Source organism: Cyclobacterium sp. SYSU L10401, from assembly GCF_010993705.1.
Lineage (GTDB): Bacteria > Bacteroidota > Bacteroidia > Cytophagales > Cyclobacteriaceae > Cyclobacterium.
In genome coordinates this window covers 896842-913632 of record NZ_WOFO01000001.1, presented here as the reverse complement: position 1 = coordinate 913632, position 16791 = coordinate 896842, and the positions used below count along the sequence as shown (strand labels likewise).

The 16791-nt window shown below is 40.8% G+C and carries 14 protein-coding genes; all 14 read right to left on the bottom strand.

The window, feature by feature from the left end; all coding sequences use genetic code 11:
• Nucleotides 1–38: 38 nt before the first annotated feature.
• On the bottom strand, nt 39–1091 hold the full coding sequence (locus GL182_RS03815; RefSeq protein ID WP_163378219.1) for an NAD-dependent epimerase: 1053 nt from the start codon (nt 1089–1091) through the stop codon (nt 39–41).
• Between the two features lie 45 nt (nt 1092–1136).
• Entirely contained in the window at nt 1137–2822 is a 1686-nt protein-coding gene (locus tag GL182_RS03810; RefSeq protein ID WP_163378218.1) for a capsule assembly Wzi family protein, read from the bottom strand.
• 44 nt (nt 2823–2866) lie between these two features.
• The gene (gene pssE, locus GL182_RS03805) at nt 2867–3322 is read right to left on the bottom strand and encodes a PssE/Cps14G family polysaccharide biosynthesis glycosyltransferase (RefSeq protein ID WP_317167780.1); all 456 of its coding nucleotides are present in this window, start codon (nt 3320–3322) and stop codon (nt 2867–2869) included.
• Entirely contained in the window at nt 3319–3816 is a 498-nt protein-coding gene (gene pssD / locus GL182_RS03800; RefSeq protein ID WP_163378216.1) for a PssD/Cps14F family polysaccharide biosynthesis glycosyltransferase, read from the bottom strand. The genes pssE and pssD overlap by 4 nt, the downstream gene beginning before the upstream one ends.
• Nucleotides 3816–4688 (bottom strand): glycosyltransferase family 2 protein, encoded by an 873-nt coding sequence (locus tag GL182_RS03795; RefSeq protein WP_163378215.1) that lies wholly within the window; start codon nt 4686–4688, stop codon nt 3816–3818. The genes pssD and GL182_RS03795 overlap by 1 nt, the downstream gene beginning before the upstream one ends.
• Nucleotides 4689–5873: an O-antigen ligase family protein gene (locus GL182_RS03790; RefSeq protein ID WP_163378214.1), complete on the bottom strand. Its 1185-nt coding sequence runs from the start codon at nt 5871–5873 to the stop codon at nt 4689–4691.
• Between the two features lie 3 nt (nt 5874–5876).
• A complete protein-coding gene (locus GL182_RS03785) occupies nt 5877–6833 on the bottom strand; it encodes a glycosyltransferase family A protein (RefSeq protein WP_163378213.1) in 957 nt (318 codons plus the stop codon).
• Complete coding sequence (locus tag GL182_RS03780; protein ID WP_163378212.1) at nt 6826–7959, bottom strand: hypothetical protein; 1134 nt, start codon at nt 7957–7959, stop codon at nt 6826–6828. Before GL182_RS03780 ends, GL182_RS03785 begins: the two co-directional genes overlap by 8 nt.
• Before the next feature lie 81 nt (nt 7960–8040).
• On the bottom strand, nt 8041–8889 hold the full coding sequence (locus GL182_RS03775) for a glycosyltransferase family 2 protein (protein ID WP_163378211.1): 849 nt from the start codon (nt 8887–8889) through the stop codon (nt 8041–8043).
• Nucleotides 8890–8921: 32 nt separating this feature from the next.
• Nucleotides 8922–10076, bottom strand: a complete 1155-nt coding sequence (locus GL182_RS03770; RefSeq protein ID WP_163378210.1) for a polysaccharide pyruvyl transferase family protein — start codon at nt 10074–10076, stop codon at nt 8922–8924.
• The gene (locus GL182_RS03765) at nt 10077–11129 is read right to left on the bottom strand and encodes a nitroreductase family protein (protein WP_163378209.1); all 1053 of its coding nucleotides are present in this window, start codon (nt 11127–11129) and stop codon (nt 10077–10079) included.
• Nucleotides 11130–11131: 2 nt separating this feature from the next.
• Entirely contained in the window at nt 11132–12580 is a 1449-nt protein-coding gene (locus tag GL182_RS03760) for a lipopolysaccharide biosynthesis protein (protein WP_163378208.1), read from the bottom strand.
• A 58-nt stretch (nt 12581–12638) separates the two neighbouring features.
• Nucleotides 12639–15272, bottom strand: coding sequence for an SLBB domain-containing protein (locus GL182_RS03755; RefSeq protein WP_205603568.1), 2634 nt, complete (start codon nt 15270–15272; stop codon nt 12639–12641).
• A gap of 351 nt (nt 15273–15623) precedes the next feature.
• The gene (gene gmd, locus GL182_RS03750; RefSeq protein ID WP_163378207.1) at nt 15624–16763 is read right to left on the bottom strand and encodes a GDP-mannose 4,6-dehydratase; all 1140 of its coding nucleotides are present in this window, start codon (nt 16761–16763) and stop codon (nt 15624–15626) included.
• Between the last annotated feature and the right edge of the window lie 28 nt (nt 16764–16791).

The following is a 16791-nucleotide window of genomic DNA, read 5'->3' as shown; positions in this document are numbered from 1 at the left end:
GTGTTTTTACGTGAAATTTCCTGAAAACCGAAATTTAATTACACATTATAGTAGCTTATGTACCAATCTATAAACTTTTGAATACCAAATGTCACGGAGGTGGCGGGCTTATATCCCAGCTCATTCTCCAGGGGTTTGGTGTCTGCAAAAGTAGCCGGAACATCTCCCGGCTGTAGGGGCAACATGTCTTTTTGGGCTTCCTTTCCCAGTGCTCCCTCAATGGCCTTGATAAAGTCCATCAAACGTACGGGATTGGAATTCCCAATATTATATACGGTATAGGGAGCCTTTGATTGGCTGGCATCCCCGGTCGCCGGATCCCAATCCGGATTTTCCAGTGGAGGATGATCTACTACCCGAATTACTCCCTCCACGATATCATCTACATAGGTAAAATCCCTTTGCATTTCTCCATAATTGAACACTTGAATGGGTTTGTCCTCCAATATGGCTTTTGTAAACAGAAATAGTGCCATATCTGGTCTACCCCAGGGTCCGTACACAGTAAAAAATCTTAGACCAGTGGTAGGCAGACCAAAAAGGTGGCTGTAGGTATGGGCCATTAGCTCATTTGACTTTTTGGAAGCCGCATACAATGATACCGGATGGTCCACATTTTGACTGGTGGAAAAAGGCATTTGGGTATTGGTGCCATATACAGAGCTGGAGGAAGCATAAGCCAAATGTTTGATCTCAAAATGACGGCAGGCCTCCAGTATATTCAGGAAACCAACTATATTGGCCTGGATGTAGGCTTCCGGATTGGTCAGGGAATACCTCACCCCTGCCTGAGCTGCCAGATTCACCACTTTATCAATTTTTTGCTCTTTGAAAAGTTTAAATAACCCTTCTTTATCCTCTAATTTAAGCTGAATAAACTGATACTGGGGATGTCGGGTGCTGCTCACCATTTTCCCGTAATCGATCTTTGCCGGATCAATACCGGTTAGTTTCAGGCGATCATACTTTAGCTGAACCTCATAATAATCATTGATACTATCTACCCCAATTACTTCATCACCCCTTTCCAAAAGCTTTTGAGCCAGATGCATACCTATAAATCCTGCTGTACCCGTTACCAGTATTTTCATTTTCTTTATTTTTATCAGATGAATATTTACAAGCCCTTAAACTAACTATTTATTCTTATAATCCCATAAGTAAACCAATTGGAGGTTACCATGAAAGGACAGCAAATGATTTCCTGAAGGAAATTCAGGACTGCTGTTGTCGGCACTTTGCCATTGATAATTTCTTCCATTCACCAACTGGAGTTTTGACCCCAACAAAAAATTGTTCCAGCGTTTATCAAAAATTAGTCCTGCACTGAGATCCACCCAGGGCTGCACCTCCTTTTGTTGGCCAAAGGCCCGGTAATAAAAATCCTGGTGATTGGCGATTCTCTCCACTATTATCCCCAATTTGTCGAACTCTTCAACAAATGAAAATTCAAGGGTTTGGCTGTTACTACCCGTACCTATGCCAGTTCCTAAAGGTTGCCCTCTATTGACAAACCCCCTTACCTGGTAATGTGTGGCCCAGGAGGTCCTCCCACCCAAACCTTCGTACCGGATATACCGGTTCACAGATTCCTGATGTTGGGTCATTTCACCCCTGATTTGGAAATACTTGTTTTCTTTTTTCAATGAAAAAAGCTTTTGAAACCCCATCAAATAAGCTCTGGCATGTTCCGGGTTCATCAGCGCTTCCCGCCAGTCGTATGAGTGGTCCCTTCTACCGTACTCCCCATATATCTCCGCCTTTGCCTCTTTATTTACCAGGCGTAAAAAGATCACTGCCTGCTGATCTCTGGCTTCATTGTCAAAGGCAAGCGTGTTTCCATCTTCAAAAAAGTTCTTTTTTTGGAAAGCATCAAAAATGGGCATATAGTCCCTGAATGTATCGCCTCTATTTTCATCATACTGTTGAAAGGTCCTTAGAAAACCGATGAATAAGCCAGGCACCCATTTTGGCTGATAACTCAGCATCAAAGCATTCAAATACCTCCAATCTCCATTGAAAGGGAGGAAATACCTGTCATTTAACTGTGGAATCTGGGAAGCTTCTCTTCCCGAGTTTTCCAACCTTCCTACCAGTACTTGCCCTTCAAAATTACCAATGGGGGTTTTTGCCGGCCTGGTGGTATTTAAGGTAAAATGTGGAAAACTTTCGGCATTATTTGAAAAAGTGAGTGAACTCCATTGTCCCGCCCCCCACCAAATGGAACGTGTAGATGCTCCAATTTCAAATGCTCCAAAACTGGCTGTCAAACTTGATTGGCCCCACCAAAACCTGCTATACCCTCCATCCGAAAAAGTTTCCGGGGTATCGTCATTGTTCCAATAGTGGAACCGAGCGCGCTGTACAGCAGGAGAAAAACCATCAGAAAAACCCTGAAAAGGCTTATCCTGAGCAAAGACAACTTCTGGTTGAAATTGTAGGTTTAAAAATCCTAAGCTGGCAAAAAATCCGCCACTCAGGTAATGCTGAAATCCACGTCCCGGTGGGATTCCAAAATCACCCCAGCCATAAGGTCTTTGGGTATTTATGGTTTGATTAATGAATAATGGGAGGACAGAAAATTCAAACAGCTTCTTCTTTGAATCTGATGTTTTCTTCAGGCCGACCGCATCTGCCAGGATGGGACGAATGGCTAGCCTCTCTGGGTCAGCTGCTTTCCCAGGGTTGATTAACTGCTGTCTTCTGGAAAATTCGTCCAAAATCGGAGTGCCCGGTGCCAGGAGCTGGGAAAAAGCATCAAAATGCAAAAGGAGGAAAAGCAAGGAGATAAACCAACCCTTTCTAAACTTGATCACGGACATGTTACGGCTATAAAAAATAGGAATCAAAATAAAAAAAGAAAAGCTTAACGCCCACTCACGCTGTACCTGAGAATTTCCTCAGTTTTATCAAAGTCATGTTTTTCGAAAGGTATCAAATCAATTTCCCTGATTTGCTGCAGGGCATTGAAAAGTTCATTAAAATCAATGATCGTCAGGGCATGTCCATTATTGCCCATAAATGCCGCTATATCCAATTGGTGGTTATCTGTTCTTTCTGTATTGGGTACTATGATAATTCGTTTCCTAAGTTCCAGAAGTTTGTAAATGGTCCCTGCACCCGCATGGCAAATAACTGCCTCACACTTTTGGTAATATTGATCTATATTTTCTGTAAATGAAAAAAATGGATGGTTACGTGGCTTATACGTCCCGTCGGCAATTTGGAAAGTGAAGGTAATATCCGATGGTATGACCATTTGATCAAGGAATTTTATCAAAGAATCAAACCTGGTTGTACCTACTGTGACCAAGATATTCATAATAATCCAGAGTAAATAGCCGATGGATAAAACCTGGCCAGGGAGCGGTTTTGAATATAAAACCTATCAGCAAGCCGGTACATTACCTTTCCGGCATAAGATTGGGTTTCAAACCTGGACCAGGTTTCAATGAAGATAATTTTAGCTTTTACCATCTTAAATAAGAATGAAAAAGGAATCGCCAATCCCGGCCCGGTAGAAATAACAGCAACTACCTGGTATTTTTTTCTGATGGATAAAAAGCACTGAAAGAAATTAAGGTATTTTTGTGGTATTTTTAAGAAGTTGGCAAGGGAGAAATATTTATTCCTAAAGGCAGGCTGTTCTTTATTTTCCACCACAAGGGGATGTTTAATGGATGCTCCACTTTCCGTAATGGATAGAAATTTCAATCCATTCCCTGCACCTTTCTCTACCATGCGATCCAGCAACCTTTCCATTTGGGCTTTATGCCCGCCTGACCCATAAATTAACAGAATGACTTTTGGTTTCATTACTTTCCCAGTAATTTATAATAAAACCGATGCCTGAAGTATTTTATTGCCAAAGGATCATCAATCCGGCTGATGTTTTGTCTGGCGGCCTCCTTATAGCCATTGATGTATTGTCTGGCATCCATTTTTTTCCCCCGAAGAAACATCCTGGCAGCCCCTGCCAATACATATAAATAGGGTACATGTCGCATGTAGGCAGATTTCCCATAGTACTCGTATCCAAATTTAGCTCCTCTTTGTCTCAAACGAACTTCTAAATCAGCAAAGGACTTTACCTTCCAGCCCATCATGATGGCTTTGGCAGCAGATACGGCATCCTGAGAAACCGATATCTTATAATCTGTCTCATTCAGGCATTTTCGCCTCCATACCCTGAATCCACTTGGGGCGAAACTCCTATTTACATAGCTGGTGATGATTTCGCTTCCATAGTCTTCCAATTGGCGGGCTGCAGAAGCAATCCCGAGTTTAGGATCCTCGTTGAAATTTTCCAGCAGGCTTTCGTAGTACTTTTCTTCCGGAACCACATCGCTGTCCAAAATCCCTAAAAAATCATAGTCAACCTTACTTTTCTTTTCGAGATTGAAAATTTGCTCCAGCCCAAACTTGATGATTCTGCTATACTTTGGCCCTAATGCATACCCACTTTCTTCATCCTGATAGTCTATCCGCAGCACAGTGGTTTTCTCAAAGGCAGAGGCTTTGCCCTCCAACTCTTTTTCAAATACCTGAACCGTATCATCGGTACTCCCGTCATTGATAAAAATCCATAAGTCCGGTTTGTGGGTTTGGCTGGCCATCCCTCGAACCAGATTCGGGATGTTTTTTGCCTCATTTTTTGCCGGTGTTATGATCGCAAGTTTATGGCTCATTTAAGCTTCTGTTTTTTCCTTTTCTTCTTTATGGAGGATGGCAATCACCGATAGTAATAACCACCAAAGTGTGTTCAATACAATGATGTTGCCAACAATCATTCCTAAAAAAATGGCTGCCAGCGCAGTATAGATGGCAAAGTAAATCTTTGAATTGTATTTTATGGAGGCTTTTCTCATCCTGGACAAGGCGTAATACAAAGCGAATAAAAACATCAATAGCCCAAACAGGCCGAATTCAAGCAATACCCTCAGGTAGTCATTGTGTGGCTCTCTGATGCTGCTTTCCAGAAAGTAAGGGCTAACCAGTGAAGCATATTCCAAACCCATGCCAGTGTACAGGCCATCCTTTTCCACCAACTCATCATACATCAGTTTCCAGGTCACTATTCTCCATACCAGGGAACTGCCTCCCCCTGCCTGATCTTCGGCAAGTCTCTCCGTAATAGTAGATACGTCAGTCAGCTCCCTAATCCTGTTTTGCATCAATAATGCTGTCCCTGCCAGGAAAATAGGAAAGATTAATACCGCAGAAATTTTCTGCCATCGCCTGGCATAGCGGAGCATGAATAAAAACAACACCAACAAAAGACTGATCACCCCACCCATACCACCCAGGAATGCGGAAAAAAGAAAAACAAGAAAAGAAAAGAAATAAAGCCGGTAGACGATAAGTAAAATGGCAAAATAAGGCACCAAAAAGTAGCTGAAGTGATTTGAATTGATAAAAGTACCGCTTGGTCTTTCCATTCCCATAAACAAAAATTGAAAAACAGCCAGCATACCTTCCAGCAGAACCACCAGGGTGTATAGCATAAAAATTTGCTTAAAGGACACCTTGCTGTAATAGGCCATGATAAACACCGCAAAATAGGAGAAGTAGCGAATCACTCCCCTGATGGTAAAAAAGGGTTCTTTATGGATGTAAACAGCATTAAGAGCAGCGAAACCGACCAACAGAAAAAACAGACCCGAGTATAAAAGCAGGTACTTTGGCAATCTCAATTTAAACAGTAACAGGAGGAAAAACCCTCCCAAAAGGGCCAGCCCAACGGCAGCACCTAATCCAGATCTGTCCACCAGTATCCTGAAAAAAAGGAGTACCACCAGCAAAACAGAAAAGAAATCCCACTGGAGGATCTTTCCAATGGACAGGCGTTCCGGCAATCTTAATTTAATACCCAAAGCTTAGTCGTATTTCCCTTTTTTCAAACGCCGATATACCTGAGAGACAAAGTCATTTGGCAACATGGAAGTTAGAGCTAATATTTTTCCTTTTAAATCAAGGTATTTCCAGGATACTTTTCCCAAAAGTGATCCTGGTCTTTGACCTACTCTCAGTGTTTGAAGCCACCTGCTGACGATTCTTGCGTTTAAAAACACATGCAAGTGGGCTTCTAATTCGGATTTATTGGCCTTTTTAGCAAGGATTTTCACGGTCTCTGCTTCACAACCCAATTCAAATTTCTCCTGCTTTGTCACCATATTCATTGAATCCCTATGGTAAGTCACCGTTTGCAAAGGAGACCATACAGCTAATTTCCCAAAATACATGGCTCGTAGCCAGGTATCCACATCTCCTCCCCTTTTGCACCTGCCTTCAGGAAAACCTTTGATGGACCGCAGCAGTGTCGTTTTTATCGCTAAAGCCCCAGTCCAAAATGGAGGTGCCCCTTTACTGCTGCTTTTTAAAAAAGTAAGGATGCCTATTTCATGGATACCCCTTGCCTGGTTTTCCTTGCAATAAGCATTGGGAAAAGTCCTCTGACGATCCTCGCTGTCAAAATTATCCAGCCAGCAGGTAGAAAGAATTTGAGCATTTGGTTGGAATGCCAGTAATCCTGAAAGGGTAGAAAGATGGTGTTCCTGCCACTCATCATCGGCATCCAAAAAGGCCACCCAATCGTATTTTGCCTTTTGAATTCCAAAATTCCGGGCAGCATAGCCTCCTGGCCCGGGGGAATCCCTTTGAAATACCTTTATGCGATCATCCTTAAAAGAAAGTGCTTTTTCATAACTCCCATCTGTGGATCCGTCATCCACCAGTATCAATTCAAAATCTTTAAAATCCTGATGGAGTACCGAATCAACGGATCGATCCAGGTGCGGGAATTTATTGAATATGGGAATAATAACACTAAACATCGGAAAAATGAAATTTAACCATTCTAAATACCAGCAATCCAAAAAAAGAAAGGATAGCAAGTACCAATCCGACCACAAGAAAAACCAATCCTAGTAAAATATATTTTGGTTCACTATTGATAGTTGGTACTTGAGGTTTTTGAAAAACAGTCAGCATTGGGGTCGCCTCCTGCACTTTTATTCTCGCTTGCTCCAGTTGCTGCGCAAGGGAAGTATAGACATTAAATTCCAGGTTAAAATCCGCTTGCAACCTATCCTCTTCGGTTTTTACCAGTTGTGAATTGATACCTCTGTTGCTATCTCTGAATCTGGCAAGCGCTTTCTGGGTATTTTCAACCCTGCTTTTAGCCTCATCCGTTCGCTCCTGAATAAATTCAAAATTTTGAATTTCCTTTTCTAATATTAAATCCGTTAGGTAGCTTTTTAACTTTCTGATTAAAATACCATTCAGCTGAGCGCTGCCTACTGCGTTTTGCATTTTTGTTTGTATCAAGAGTAGTCGGTCCTCTTTTTCAATCTGAATTCTATCCCTTAATCGCTCAATTGTCTTTCTTTCTTCAGGATTTAAAGATAGTATATCCTGATTTTCTGAATCCATTATCGATGGAAGTATATTTTTTTCGCCCCCAGCCGGGGTGTACGAAACTTTGGTCCTGATCATCGCAGGAAGCCTAAATAGATAATAATAAAAGTGGTGCTCCTCATATTCATTGACAAATTGAATTAAAGTTACACTATCACGTTTCTCTGATATGTAAATCTTTTCATCAATCAATTCCTTAAGAAAATCACTTTCCCTCACCAAATCAGGAATGAGCTCGGCTGGGATAGACTCAGAGTCTTGATTTCCCAAACCCAGGTTTCCTAATCCAGAGATTCCGGCAAGGCCTCCCAGGGATTTTCCGCTAAAACCTTCCTGTTGTTCCAAAAGAAGCTTAGAATTCGAAACATATTCATCAGGCGAAGTGATTAGAAAAACCAGGCCAAATAAGAATACCACAATCGTAACTGAAACGATCCAAGCCCTAAAGCTTAAAAATGTTCCAACAAGCCCTTTAATACTTATCTCCTCACTTTGAAAAGAATCGGAAATAAATTTATCTAACACCTGTATTTTTTTACTCATGTTCATCCACTATTAGACTTATTGATTCGTATCTTATTGTATTCATTATATTCAAAAATAAATATTTGATGAAGTATTAAATTATCTTAAAAAAGACATTAAACTCTCATTTAATGTTTGGAAATATTTAAATTTTCTATACTTTAAAAACAGAAAGGAACTTCGAATGTAATCTTTCCAAAACAATTTGATCATCAATCCCCGGTAGTTATTACCTGTATTCCTATTTAACCTTGTTAAAGCCTTTAATTTTAAATTTTTTGCCTCTACTTCCTGGGAGGTAGAAAAAATCGACTTAATACTATCATCATGAATCCTCCTGAGACAATGAACTTTATCCAATAATTTATATTGGCATCCCTGGAGCAACAACCTGGAGTAAAACTCCCATTCCTGATGTTTATTTAGTTGATCATCAAAAAGTTTGGATTGCTTATCGAGATAGGATTTTCTAAAAAGAGGTCCAGGAGTGAGAAAATATATTCTGTATTTTAAAAAATCTTCTACCGTATTTCTAGATATACACTGGTAATTGGGAGGAGACCATTCATCCGGTGTAATAAATTCCGCCATCTTAGAAACTACAAAATCATTTCCTTTATTTTCCTGTATAAAGGAGACCTTTTCCGCCAGCATTTCAGGAAGCATGATATCATCGGAGTCAAAAAATTGAATATAAGTACCTGAAGCCTTTAAAAAGCCGAAATTTCTACAAGAAGGGGCTCCTTTTGGCCAGGATTCAGGTCGCTCATATACTTTAAATCTTGCCTCTTTGCCCGCAAAATTATGTAACACCTCAAGACTTCTATCTTGGGAGCCATCGTCCACCAAAATGCATTCCCAATCCGAAAAGGTTTGTCTGATTATACTATCAAGGGTTTCCGCCAATAACCCTTCTCTGTTAAATACAGGAATAATAATGGATACCAAATTTCTTTTAATTACAAGGACAAGGTCAAATACTAAACCAATTCATTGATATTGTTGAAAACAAGTTGCCACATGTCGTTAGACAATTGTTTCTGCCTGTTTGAAGCAGTATTCAGCTTTTTTATCAATTCTATCCTTAAATCTTCTTTTACAATCAAATCAAGTTTACCTTCGTAGTAAACCATTTCTTCCTGAAGTTGGCAAAGGCCTTCCGGGTAACCATAATCTTCGAAAAGCATTTCATACTTATGGCTCCATCCTGTGGCCAGACAGGGGATAGACTGAGAAAGTGCACTTACCAGGCCATGAAATCTTGAGGTGATCACCGCAAAACAGCTTCCGATGATACCTTTTACTACCAGGGGGTCTTCTTCTTCTACAATTTGAATCGGTTTTGAAAGCTGACTGTTGACCATAGCTGCTATTGCTTTGTCATGCTTACTCTCATGAATCAGGAAAAAAGGCCGCTGTCCCCTATTTATCGCCAGTTCAATTAAGTGCTTAAGAAACTCCGGATAATTTTGGTTTAGGGCATTGTTGCCGGTTTCCAGCATCTTTTGGTTAGGAATAATGGCCAGCATATTGGCATACTGATTCTTGCTTTCAGGCCACACCGGAGCTTTTAGATTCGTGAAATCAGGCGCTAAATGAATTTTATTTTGGTGATGGTTTTTAGCTATTTGTTGGATAAATTCAAGGGAAATCCTATCCCTGGCAAAAATTAAATCTGATTCATTGAGAATGATTCCCATCCTTTCGATCAAATCTGCTTTTGTAAAAGGACCAAAGGCCTGAGGTAATAAAATTACTTTTTTACCCTTTTCCTTCCACCCTGGCAGGTGGTCAGCAAGCCTGTCTCCTGCCCTTTTTGCTCCCCATTTATCTCCATAATTAAAGCCTGAACCGTCAAGTATCACCTGTATTTCGTCCTCCATGACCCAACCCAGTTTGCTTCTTATTTCAGCAGGCAACAGGCCAAAAATACCATTTAATGGTACCCTCTTTATGGTTACATTGGTTTTGGCTTTGATTCCCAGGGACCAAATCTTTTTTAAAGGCGAGGCCTTGTTAACTTCCATGGCAAATACCACATCAGGATAATTGGATTTCACCTTATCCATCATGGCATGAAGCATAAGTTCGGCTCCTTTATTGACAAATCCCACACCTCTTAGTTCGACTATCATTTAATTGTATTTTCTGATTTGATCCAAACTTCTTTTTTCTGAAAAAGCAACTTTACCTGTGAAGTCAGGGTAACCAATACCCAGGCACATTATTGGACGCTGATAAGGCGAAAGTTTTAAAAATTCCTCCATCATTCTTTCTCTGTTTTCAATATCAGGCCAATTGATCGGGCAACTACTCAAGCCCAATGTTTCCAAGGCGAGCATTAGCGACATATTGGCAAGAGAGGCGTCCACATATATCAAATGTCTGTCCCTTTCACTAAAATAGGCATCCAGATTACCCACCACTACTATAAACGTCTGAATGGAATGGGCATACCCCTTGGTTCCCATCGGAAAATCAACCACTTTTTTCACCAGATCAGGATTATCCAGCACCCTGTATTCAAAAGGCTGTCTATTACAGGCACTTGGAGCCTGAATCGCCGCTAAAATCGCCTTATCGACTTTCTCCCTTTCTACTGGTTTGTCCTGAAACCATCTCACAGACCTCCTTTGCCTGTTCAATTCATAAAATTGCTCATAGGTGATCGGGGAAAGTGTTTCCTTATTTCTCATGTAGGGCACAGACCTAATTGGGCTCTCCTTTCCGTTTAAAAAATCTTTACACTTAAAAAACTTCTCTTTTTCTACAGCTATTATTTCATTTTCTTCCACTGATTCAAAGTAGCTGCTTATCACATCGGTAAACCATTTTTGCTGGGCTTCGTGATTTCCTGCTTCTTCTTTGATAAAACCGGAATAGGCATCCACCGTTTCGCCTATGTAGTCCAATGCAAAAGTTTTCCTCATGGGCCGCATAAGCAAGCCTTTTTCAATTCTATGAGTGTTCCGAACCAACAAGTATAGGTTTGACTTATCTTTTTGGTTGCGCTCTAAATGTTTTACTTTCCCTGCCAGTACTGCTTGATTCTCCCTCCTGAAAGCATCTGAAAATAAAAAATAATATAGCGTAGCTAAAAACCTACTTTTATAGACGTGAAATGGCAACTGCATCTCTACCCAACGCCTGTATCTCCAGGATATTTTTTTCTTTAATTTTTCAATCATTGTTAAGCTGCTTTTAATTTTCTCAAACCAGATAGTTCCGATTTGATTTCCTTACCTGCGATGAAGTAGATGCCTCCCATATAGATGCCAACTGCGATAAGGGCCGAAATTACCCAATGAAGGGAAAATATATTAAAGCTCACATAGCCCCAAAGAGATCCTGCAATAAAACTGATCAATGCAGGTTTGGTAGAATCAACCAATGCCATAAGACTAATCCCCAATAATTTTTTGAGAAAATATTGGGCGATTATAACACTGATCAACTTGTTTATAAGGATCGCAAAAGCTGCCCCAGCGGTACCAAAAAATTTGGTGCCAAAATAAATTAAAGGCACATAAAGTACCAATGATTTAAACAACTGTAGCCTGAATTCCAATCCGGGTTTTCCCATACCCCTGATGAGAGAGGTGTTGGAACTAACCATCATGTGAAAGACCACTGACAAGGACAAAATCTGTAAGGGAATGACTGTATCTATCCACTTATCACCAAAAAACAACAATATAATAGGCTCCGCATAAATTACCAAAACCATCATGATCCCGTCAATGATCATGGAGTTATATTTCACCACTTTTAGGTAATACTTTACTAAAGAGACCTTATCATCCTGCTTTTTACCATATATGGGATACATGACCCGGTTCATTACCGTCATTAGCTGGCCCCTAAAGGTATCTGTGAGCGTAAATGCCAAAGTATAAACCCCCAGAGCAGAAACAGAAAGTAGTTTGCCGATAACCAGATAATCAAATTTATTGATCAGGTTATTGAAAACCTGGGTACCCATTGTGTTTACGCCAAAGCCAAAAATATCATCGAATGCAGTTCTTACCCAAATAAATTTCGGCTTCCAACCCGTCGCTACAAAAAAAAGTGGAAGGGAAATGACGTACGCTGTTACGGAATTGAATACCAATGACCAAACTCCAAATCCAAGTAGCGCTAAGATTAAAGATATTGAACCGGAAATAATACTACTTGTGTTGCTGATGTAGGCCAATTTTTTAAAATTCATTGCCCTGGTCAATTGAGCTTTATGCACCAGGTTTATGGGGTTCAGTAAAATCCCCAAACTCAGGACCGGAATGATTTCTTCGAGTAAAGGTTCGTCATAAAAATTTGCTGCCAGGTCTGCTAAAAAAAAGTAAATAAAAGCATATAAAACTATCGCCCAAACAATGCCAGTCCAGAAAGCTGTATGGAAGTGACTTTCATTGATTAAGTTTTCTTTTTTCTGAACAATTGCTGCTCCAAAGCCCAAATCATTAAAAACTTCGACAAAACTGGTAAAAACAACCGCCATCCCGATTAAACCAAATTCTTCTGGAAATAAAATTTTAGCCAGAATAAGTTTGATTACAAAAGAAAAAGTTCTATTGATGACCAATTGGATGGTGTTCCAAAATATCCCTGTTAATATACTTTTTTTTAAACCCGGAGCCATACTACTTATATTATCAGCCTGGAATATTCTGGAAGGAAATAAAATGGGCCATTCTTTTTTACCTCCTAACCCTATCAATCAAGATAACCAAAGTGGCTAAGCTTGAGGCCATACCAATCCATGCCTGTACAGACATGGGTTCTCTTTCAGGTTTTTGGGGAACAATTATTTCTGCGCCGGGTTCTAACCTTGGAAAAAAGGAAATAAATAAAAACCTGTTGGTTCTCTTCACATCCCCATTGGCATAAACCACATAGGAGCGGGATTTCCGCGCTGATTCACTAAACCCTCCAGCTCTGGAAATATAATTCCTGAAACTCCTGCCTTCATCATATCTTGCCGTAGTGGGATACAAAACCTCCCCCCGCATTCTTACTGTTTGTAGCTCCTTAGGTATACTGATGACATCCCCTTCCTGTAATATCAGGTCATATTTTGAGCCCGGTTGTTGAAGGATTTTATCCAATTCGATCCCTATTAATTCCTTATCCCGGGTAGCTTCTTCCATGACAGAGCTGTCCGCTCCTTCCAGAAATTGATACCTGTCCTCTGAAAAGCTTTCCATTTCCTGACCATCTGTTCCTGTTTTATTTTTTACCCTTTCTTCCGTTAGAAGTGCGACCCTCTCCTCCAGCCGTTTCATCAACTCTTTTTCAGACTCTGCATTCTCCACCTTTTCATCCCTTTCCATATTTTCCAACAAGGACTCCAGTTGCTCCAGCTTCAATACTTCTTCTTCTTTAGTCTTGAAAAACTCGGTTCTTCTGATTAAAGTCGCTCCTTTGGCGTAGGCAAATTGATTCATGCCACCTGCCCGATTCAATACATCAGATATTCTTTCATCTCTTTTTTCAAGTGCATATTCCCCGGGATAAAAAACTTCCCCCTCCACTTCAACAACTGTTTCAGGCTGAAAGCCAGTGCTTTGCCGGACAAATACATGATCAAAAGGCTGCAGGAGAATGTTTTTTTCTTCCTCGCTAATTTTTAAATTGGGATCTATGGATATATTGATAATTTGGGCAATTTCACCACTGACATTTCCCTTGATCCTTCTGGCAATTTCTATATTTGAGCTGGTAGCAGACTCCTTGAAACCTTTGGCTTTGGCAATCAGGTCCCCTACCGTCATGCTGTCTGCAAACTGATAAACACCGGTACGGTTTACCTCTCCTGAAATTTGCACATGGTATTCTTCCTTGAGATCATAAATGCTTGGAACGTGCAGGATATCTTCTCTTTGCAATTTGATGTCTGGCCCTTCGCCGGAAAGTATCGCACCCAGGTTTAGGGTAATGATTTCCATAGTAAAATCAGGATTGGTACGGTATAAGGAAACCCTTTCAGAAAAGGCGTCACCACGAAGGCCGCCTGCCATTTTCAATAATGCCTCTAAGCTCATGCCATCTTCTATGGCAAATTCGCCAGGACGAAAAACCGCCCCGGAAACCTGTGCCCTGTTTTCAAACCGCTCCAGGATAGTTCCTACCGTAAAAAAATCTCCATCCCTGATGGCGAAGGTTTCAAAATCGTTGTTATATACATTATCCACCCGCATTTCCTGATCTGTCGTTCGCCTTACCGTCATCAGTTCTCGGTAAGCGTTACTTTTAAATCCGCCGGCAAAGGAAAGTAAATCGGTGATACTTTCTCCTGGTTTAATTTCAAAAATACCAGGCCTCCTGACCGGCCCATCTAATTCTACCCTCGTTCTCACAGGAGGGACAATTACTACATCATTGTCCTGTAAAATAATGTTTCCTTCCTGTTTTCCTTCAACCAAAAAGGCATAAATATCTACTTCTCCTACCAATTTGCTGTCCCTGTAAACTTGAATATTTCTAAATGACCCGTTTTCATTTGGCCCCCCTGCCTGATACAAGGCATTGAAGACGTTCGCAAAAGAAGGCATGGAATAACTCCCGGGAACCCTCAACTCGCCTGCCATGGTCACCTGTATGGTTCGGATATTACCTACCCTGATCTGGAAAAAAGTATTGGGACTGGCTCCTCCCAGGCCAGAATAAATCTGTTGCAAAGCATTCTTCAAGCGGGATCTCACCGCTTCAATGGTTGCCCCACCTACATTGACCGGGCCAATATCCGGAATAAAAACTGTACCTTCAGGAGATACAGTTAAGTCCAGGGATTGCTGAGACGCGCCATACACGTCCACTAATAATTGATCTCCGGTACCCAACACATAATTGTCAGGTGTAGGGAGGTTTAAATTAGGATTAAAGTTAAGTTCTTTATTGTGAAATAACGTAAAACCGAAAATCTTCTTTTGCTCCGGGCTCAGGTCATAGTAGGGGTCTGATTGTCTCAAAGAATCAAAAACATCGATCTGATCACTGACATTACCTTCGACCTGTCGTTGATTAGCCCCCTGATTTTGTCTCCCATTTGTCCCTTCCACATTGCCTGATTTGAGCATTTGAATGCGCTGGGTAAGCTTGCTTATTTCTGCCGGCGGCATGCCTCTTTCCCTGGCCATAGCCTCCAATTGCGCCTCATTCATCCCGGATGACTCTGCACGCCTGATCAGTTGTTCTATCTGGGCATCAGAAAGCTCATCCACTTTAAGGTTTTGAATATCCTGCAAGGATTGGCCGTAAGAGACCAACCCTACACCTAATAGAATACCTAAAAGAACAAATCTTAGTTTTTGAATTGAAATTTTTAGTAGCATTTGAGTACCTGTTGATAGTGATGAGACTGCAATCAAATAAAACTTTCTGATGTTTATTTATCAAAAAATTAAAGCTTCGCCTCCTCAGTTACATTCAGCAAAAGAGTTTTAAATATTGAGATAACCTTTATGATCAACAAAAAAGGGGAAAATATTGAATATCCGCACAAAAGTAAGCAATACCAGCGGAATTACATAAGATGTTTATTTATTGAATCGGTCCTGGCAAACGAAAAAACAAAATTAAATTAGGAATAAAAGTTAAAGCCTGATTGAAATTAAAAAAGTTATGCGCAAAATAATTAAATTTTACGCATAACTTAAAATTTTACCTATTAAACAAAATCCTTATTACTCCGCCTGGTTCAGTACCTTATGTCCGCCCTTCATCAAATGTATATCCCGTTTGAACAAGCCTACATCTGAAAGCACCATGTCTTCTACCAGCATCTTAAGGTCATATTTTGGCTTCCATCCCAATTTGGTCATGGCCTTGGTCGGGTCTCCGATCAAAAGGTCAACTTCTGTAGGTCTGAAATAAGCCGGGTCAATTTTCACCAAAACATCCCCCTTTTTGACTTTAAAATGGGAAGTACCCAGAATATCAAACGCTTTTTCCCTGTCAATTTCTTCCAGGATACCTTTTTCATTCAAGCCTTCCCCTTCAAATTTTAACTTAAACCCTACTTCATCAAAGGCCATTTTAATGAAATCCCGGACCTTGGTAGTGACGCCGGTTGCGATGACATAATCCTCGGGAACTTCTTGTTGCAAGATCCTCCACATGGCATCCACATAATCTTTGGCATGTCCCCAATCCCTTTTGGCATCCAGGTTACCCATATACAGGTCCTGCTGCAATCCCAAAGCGATTTTGGCCACCGCTCTTGAGATCTTTCTGGTGACAAACGTTTCCCCTCTTAATGGAGATTCGTGATTGAATAAAATCCCATTGCAGGCATACATCCCATAGGCTTCCCGATAGTTTACCGTGATCCAATACCCATACAGCTTGGCCACGGCATAAGGAGATCTGGGATAAAATGGAGTGGTTTCAGACTGTGGAACGGCCTGTACCAAACCGTACAGCTCGGAAGTCGAAGCCTGATATATTTTCGTTTGTTTCTCCATTCCCAAAAGTCTAACAGCTTCCAGTATTCGGAGTGTGCCCACCCCATCGGCATTGGCTGTATATTCAGGGGTATCAAAACTCACCTTTACATGGCTCATGGCTGCCAGGTTGTAAATCTCATCCGGCTTGGTCTCCTGAATGATCCGGGTTAAATTCATCGAATCCGTCAGGTCTCCATAGTGCAAAAACAAACGCTTGTTATCATCGTGTGGATCCTGATACAAGTGGTCAATCCTGTCTGTATTAAAAAGGGATGCTCTTCGCTTTATTCCGTGTACAATGTATCCCTTGGATAATAAAAGTTCTGCAAGATAGGCGCCGTCCTGCCCGGTAATGCCTGTAATTAACGCCGTTTTCATAGATAATTTAATTTAATGCTGATAAAAA

Excerpts from the sequence above, each read along its gene's own strand:
- GL182_RS03815 (WP_163378219.1), bottom strand. The coding sequence starts at position 1,091 with ATGAAAATACTGGTAACGGGTACAGCAGGATTTATAGGTATGCATCTG.
- GL182_RS03810 (WP_163378218.1), bottom strand. The coding sequence starts at position 2,822 with ATGTCCGTGATCAAGTTTAGAAAGGGTTGGTTTATCTCCTTGCTTTTC.
- pssE (WP_317167780.1), bottom strand. The coding sequence starts at position 3,322 with ATGAATATCTTGGTCACAGTAGGTACAACCAGGTTTGATTCTTTGATA.
- pssD (WP_163378216.1), bottom strand. The coding sequence starts at position 3,816 with ATGAAACCAAAAGTCATTCTGTTAATTTATGGGTCAGGCGGGCATAAA.
- GL182_RS03795 (WP_163378215.1), bottom strand. The coding sequence starts at position 4,688 with ATGAGCCATAAACTTGCGATCATAACACCGGCAAAAAATGAGGCAAAA.
- GL182_RS03785 (WP_163378213.1), bottom strand. The coding sequence starts at position 6,833 with ATGTTTAGTGTTATTATTCCCATATTCAATAAATTCCCGCACCTGGAT.
- GL182_RS03780 (WP_163378212.1), bottom strand. The coding sequence starts at position 7,959 with ATGAGTAAAAAAATACAGGTGTTAGATAAATTTATTTCCGATTCTTTT.
- GL182_RS03770 (WP_163378210.1), bottom strand. The coding sequence starts at position 10,076 with ATGATAGTCGAACTAAGAGGTGTGGGATTTGTCAATAAAGGAGCCGAA.
- GL182_RS03765 (WP_163378209.1), bottom strand. The coding sequence starts at position 11,129 with ATGATTGAAAAATTAAAGAAAAAAATATCCTGGAGATACAGGCGTTGG.
- GL182_RS03760 (WP_163378208.1), bottom strand. The coding sequence starts at position 12,580 with ATGGCTCCGGGTTTAAAAAAAAGTATATTAACAGGGATATTTTGGAAC.
- GL182_RS03755 (WP_205603568.1), bottom strand. The coding sequence starts at position 15,272 with ATGCTACTAAAAATTTCAATTCAAAAACTAAGATTTGTTCTTTTAGGT.
- gmd (WP_163378207.1), bottom strand. The coding sequence starts at position 16,763 with ATGAAAACGGCGTTAATTACAGGCATTACCGGGCAGGACGGCGCCTAT.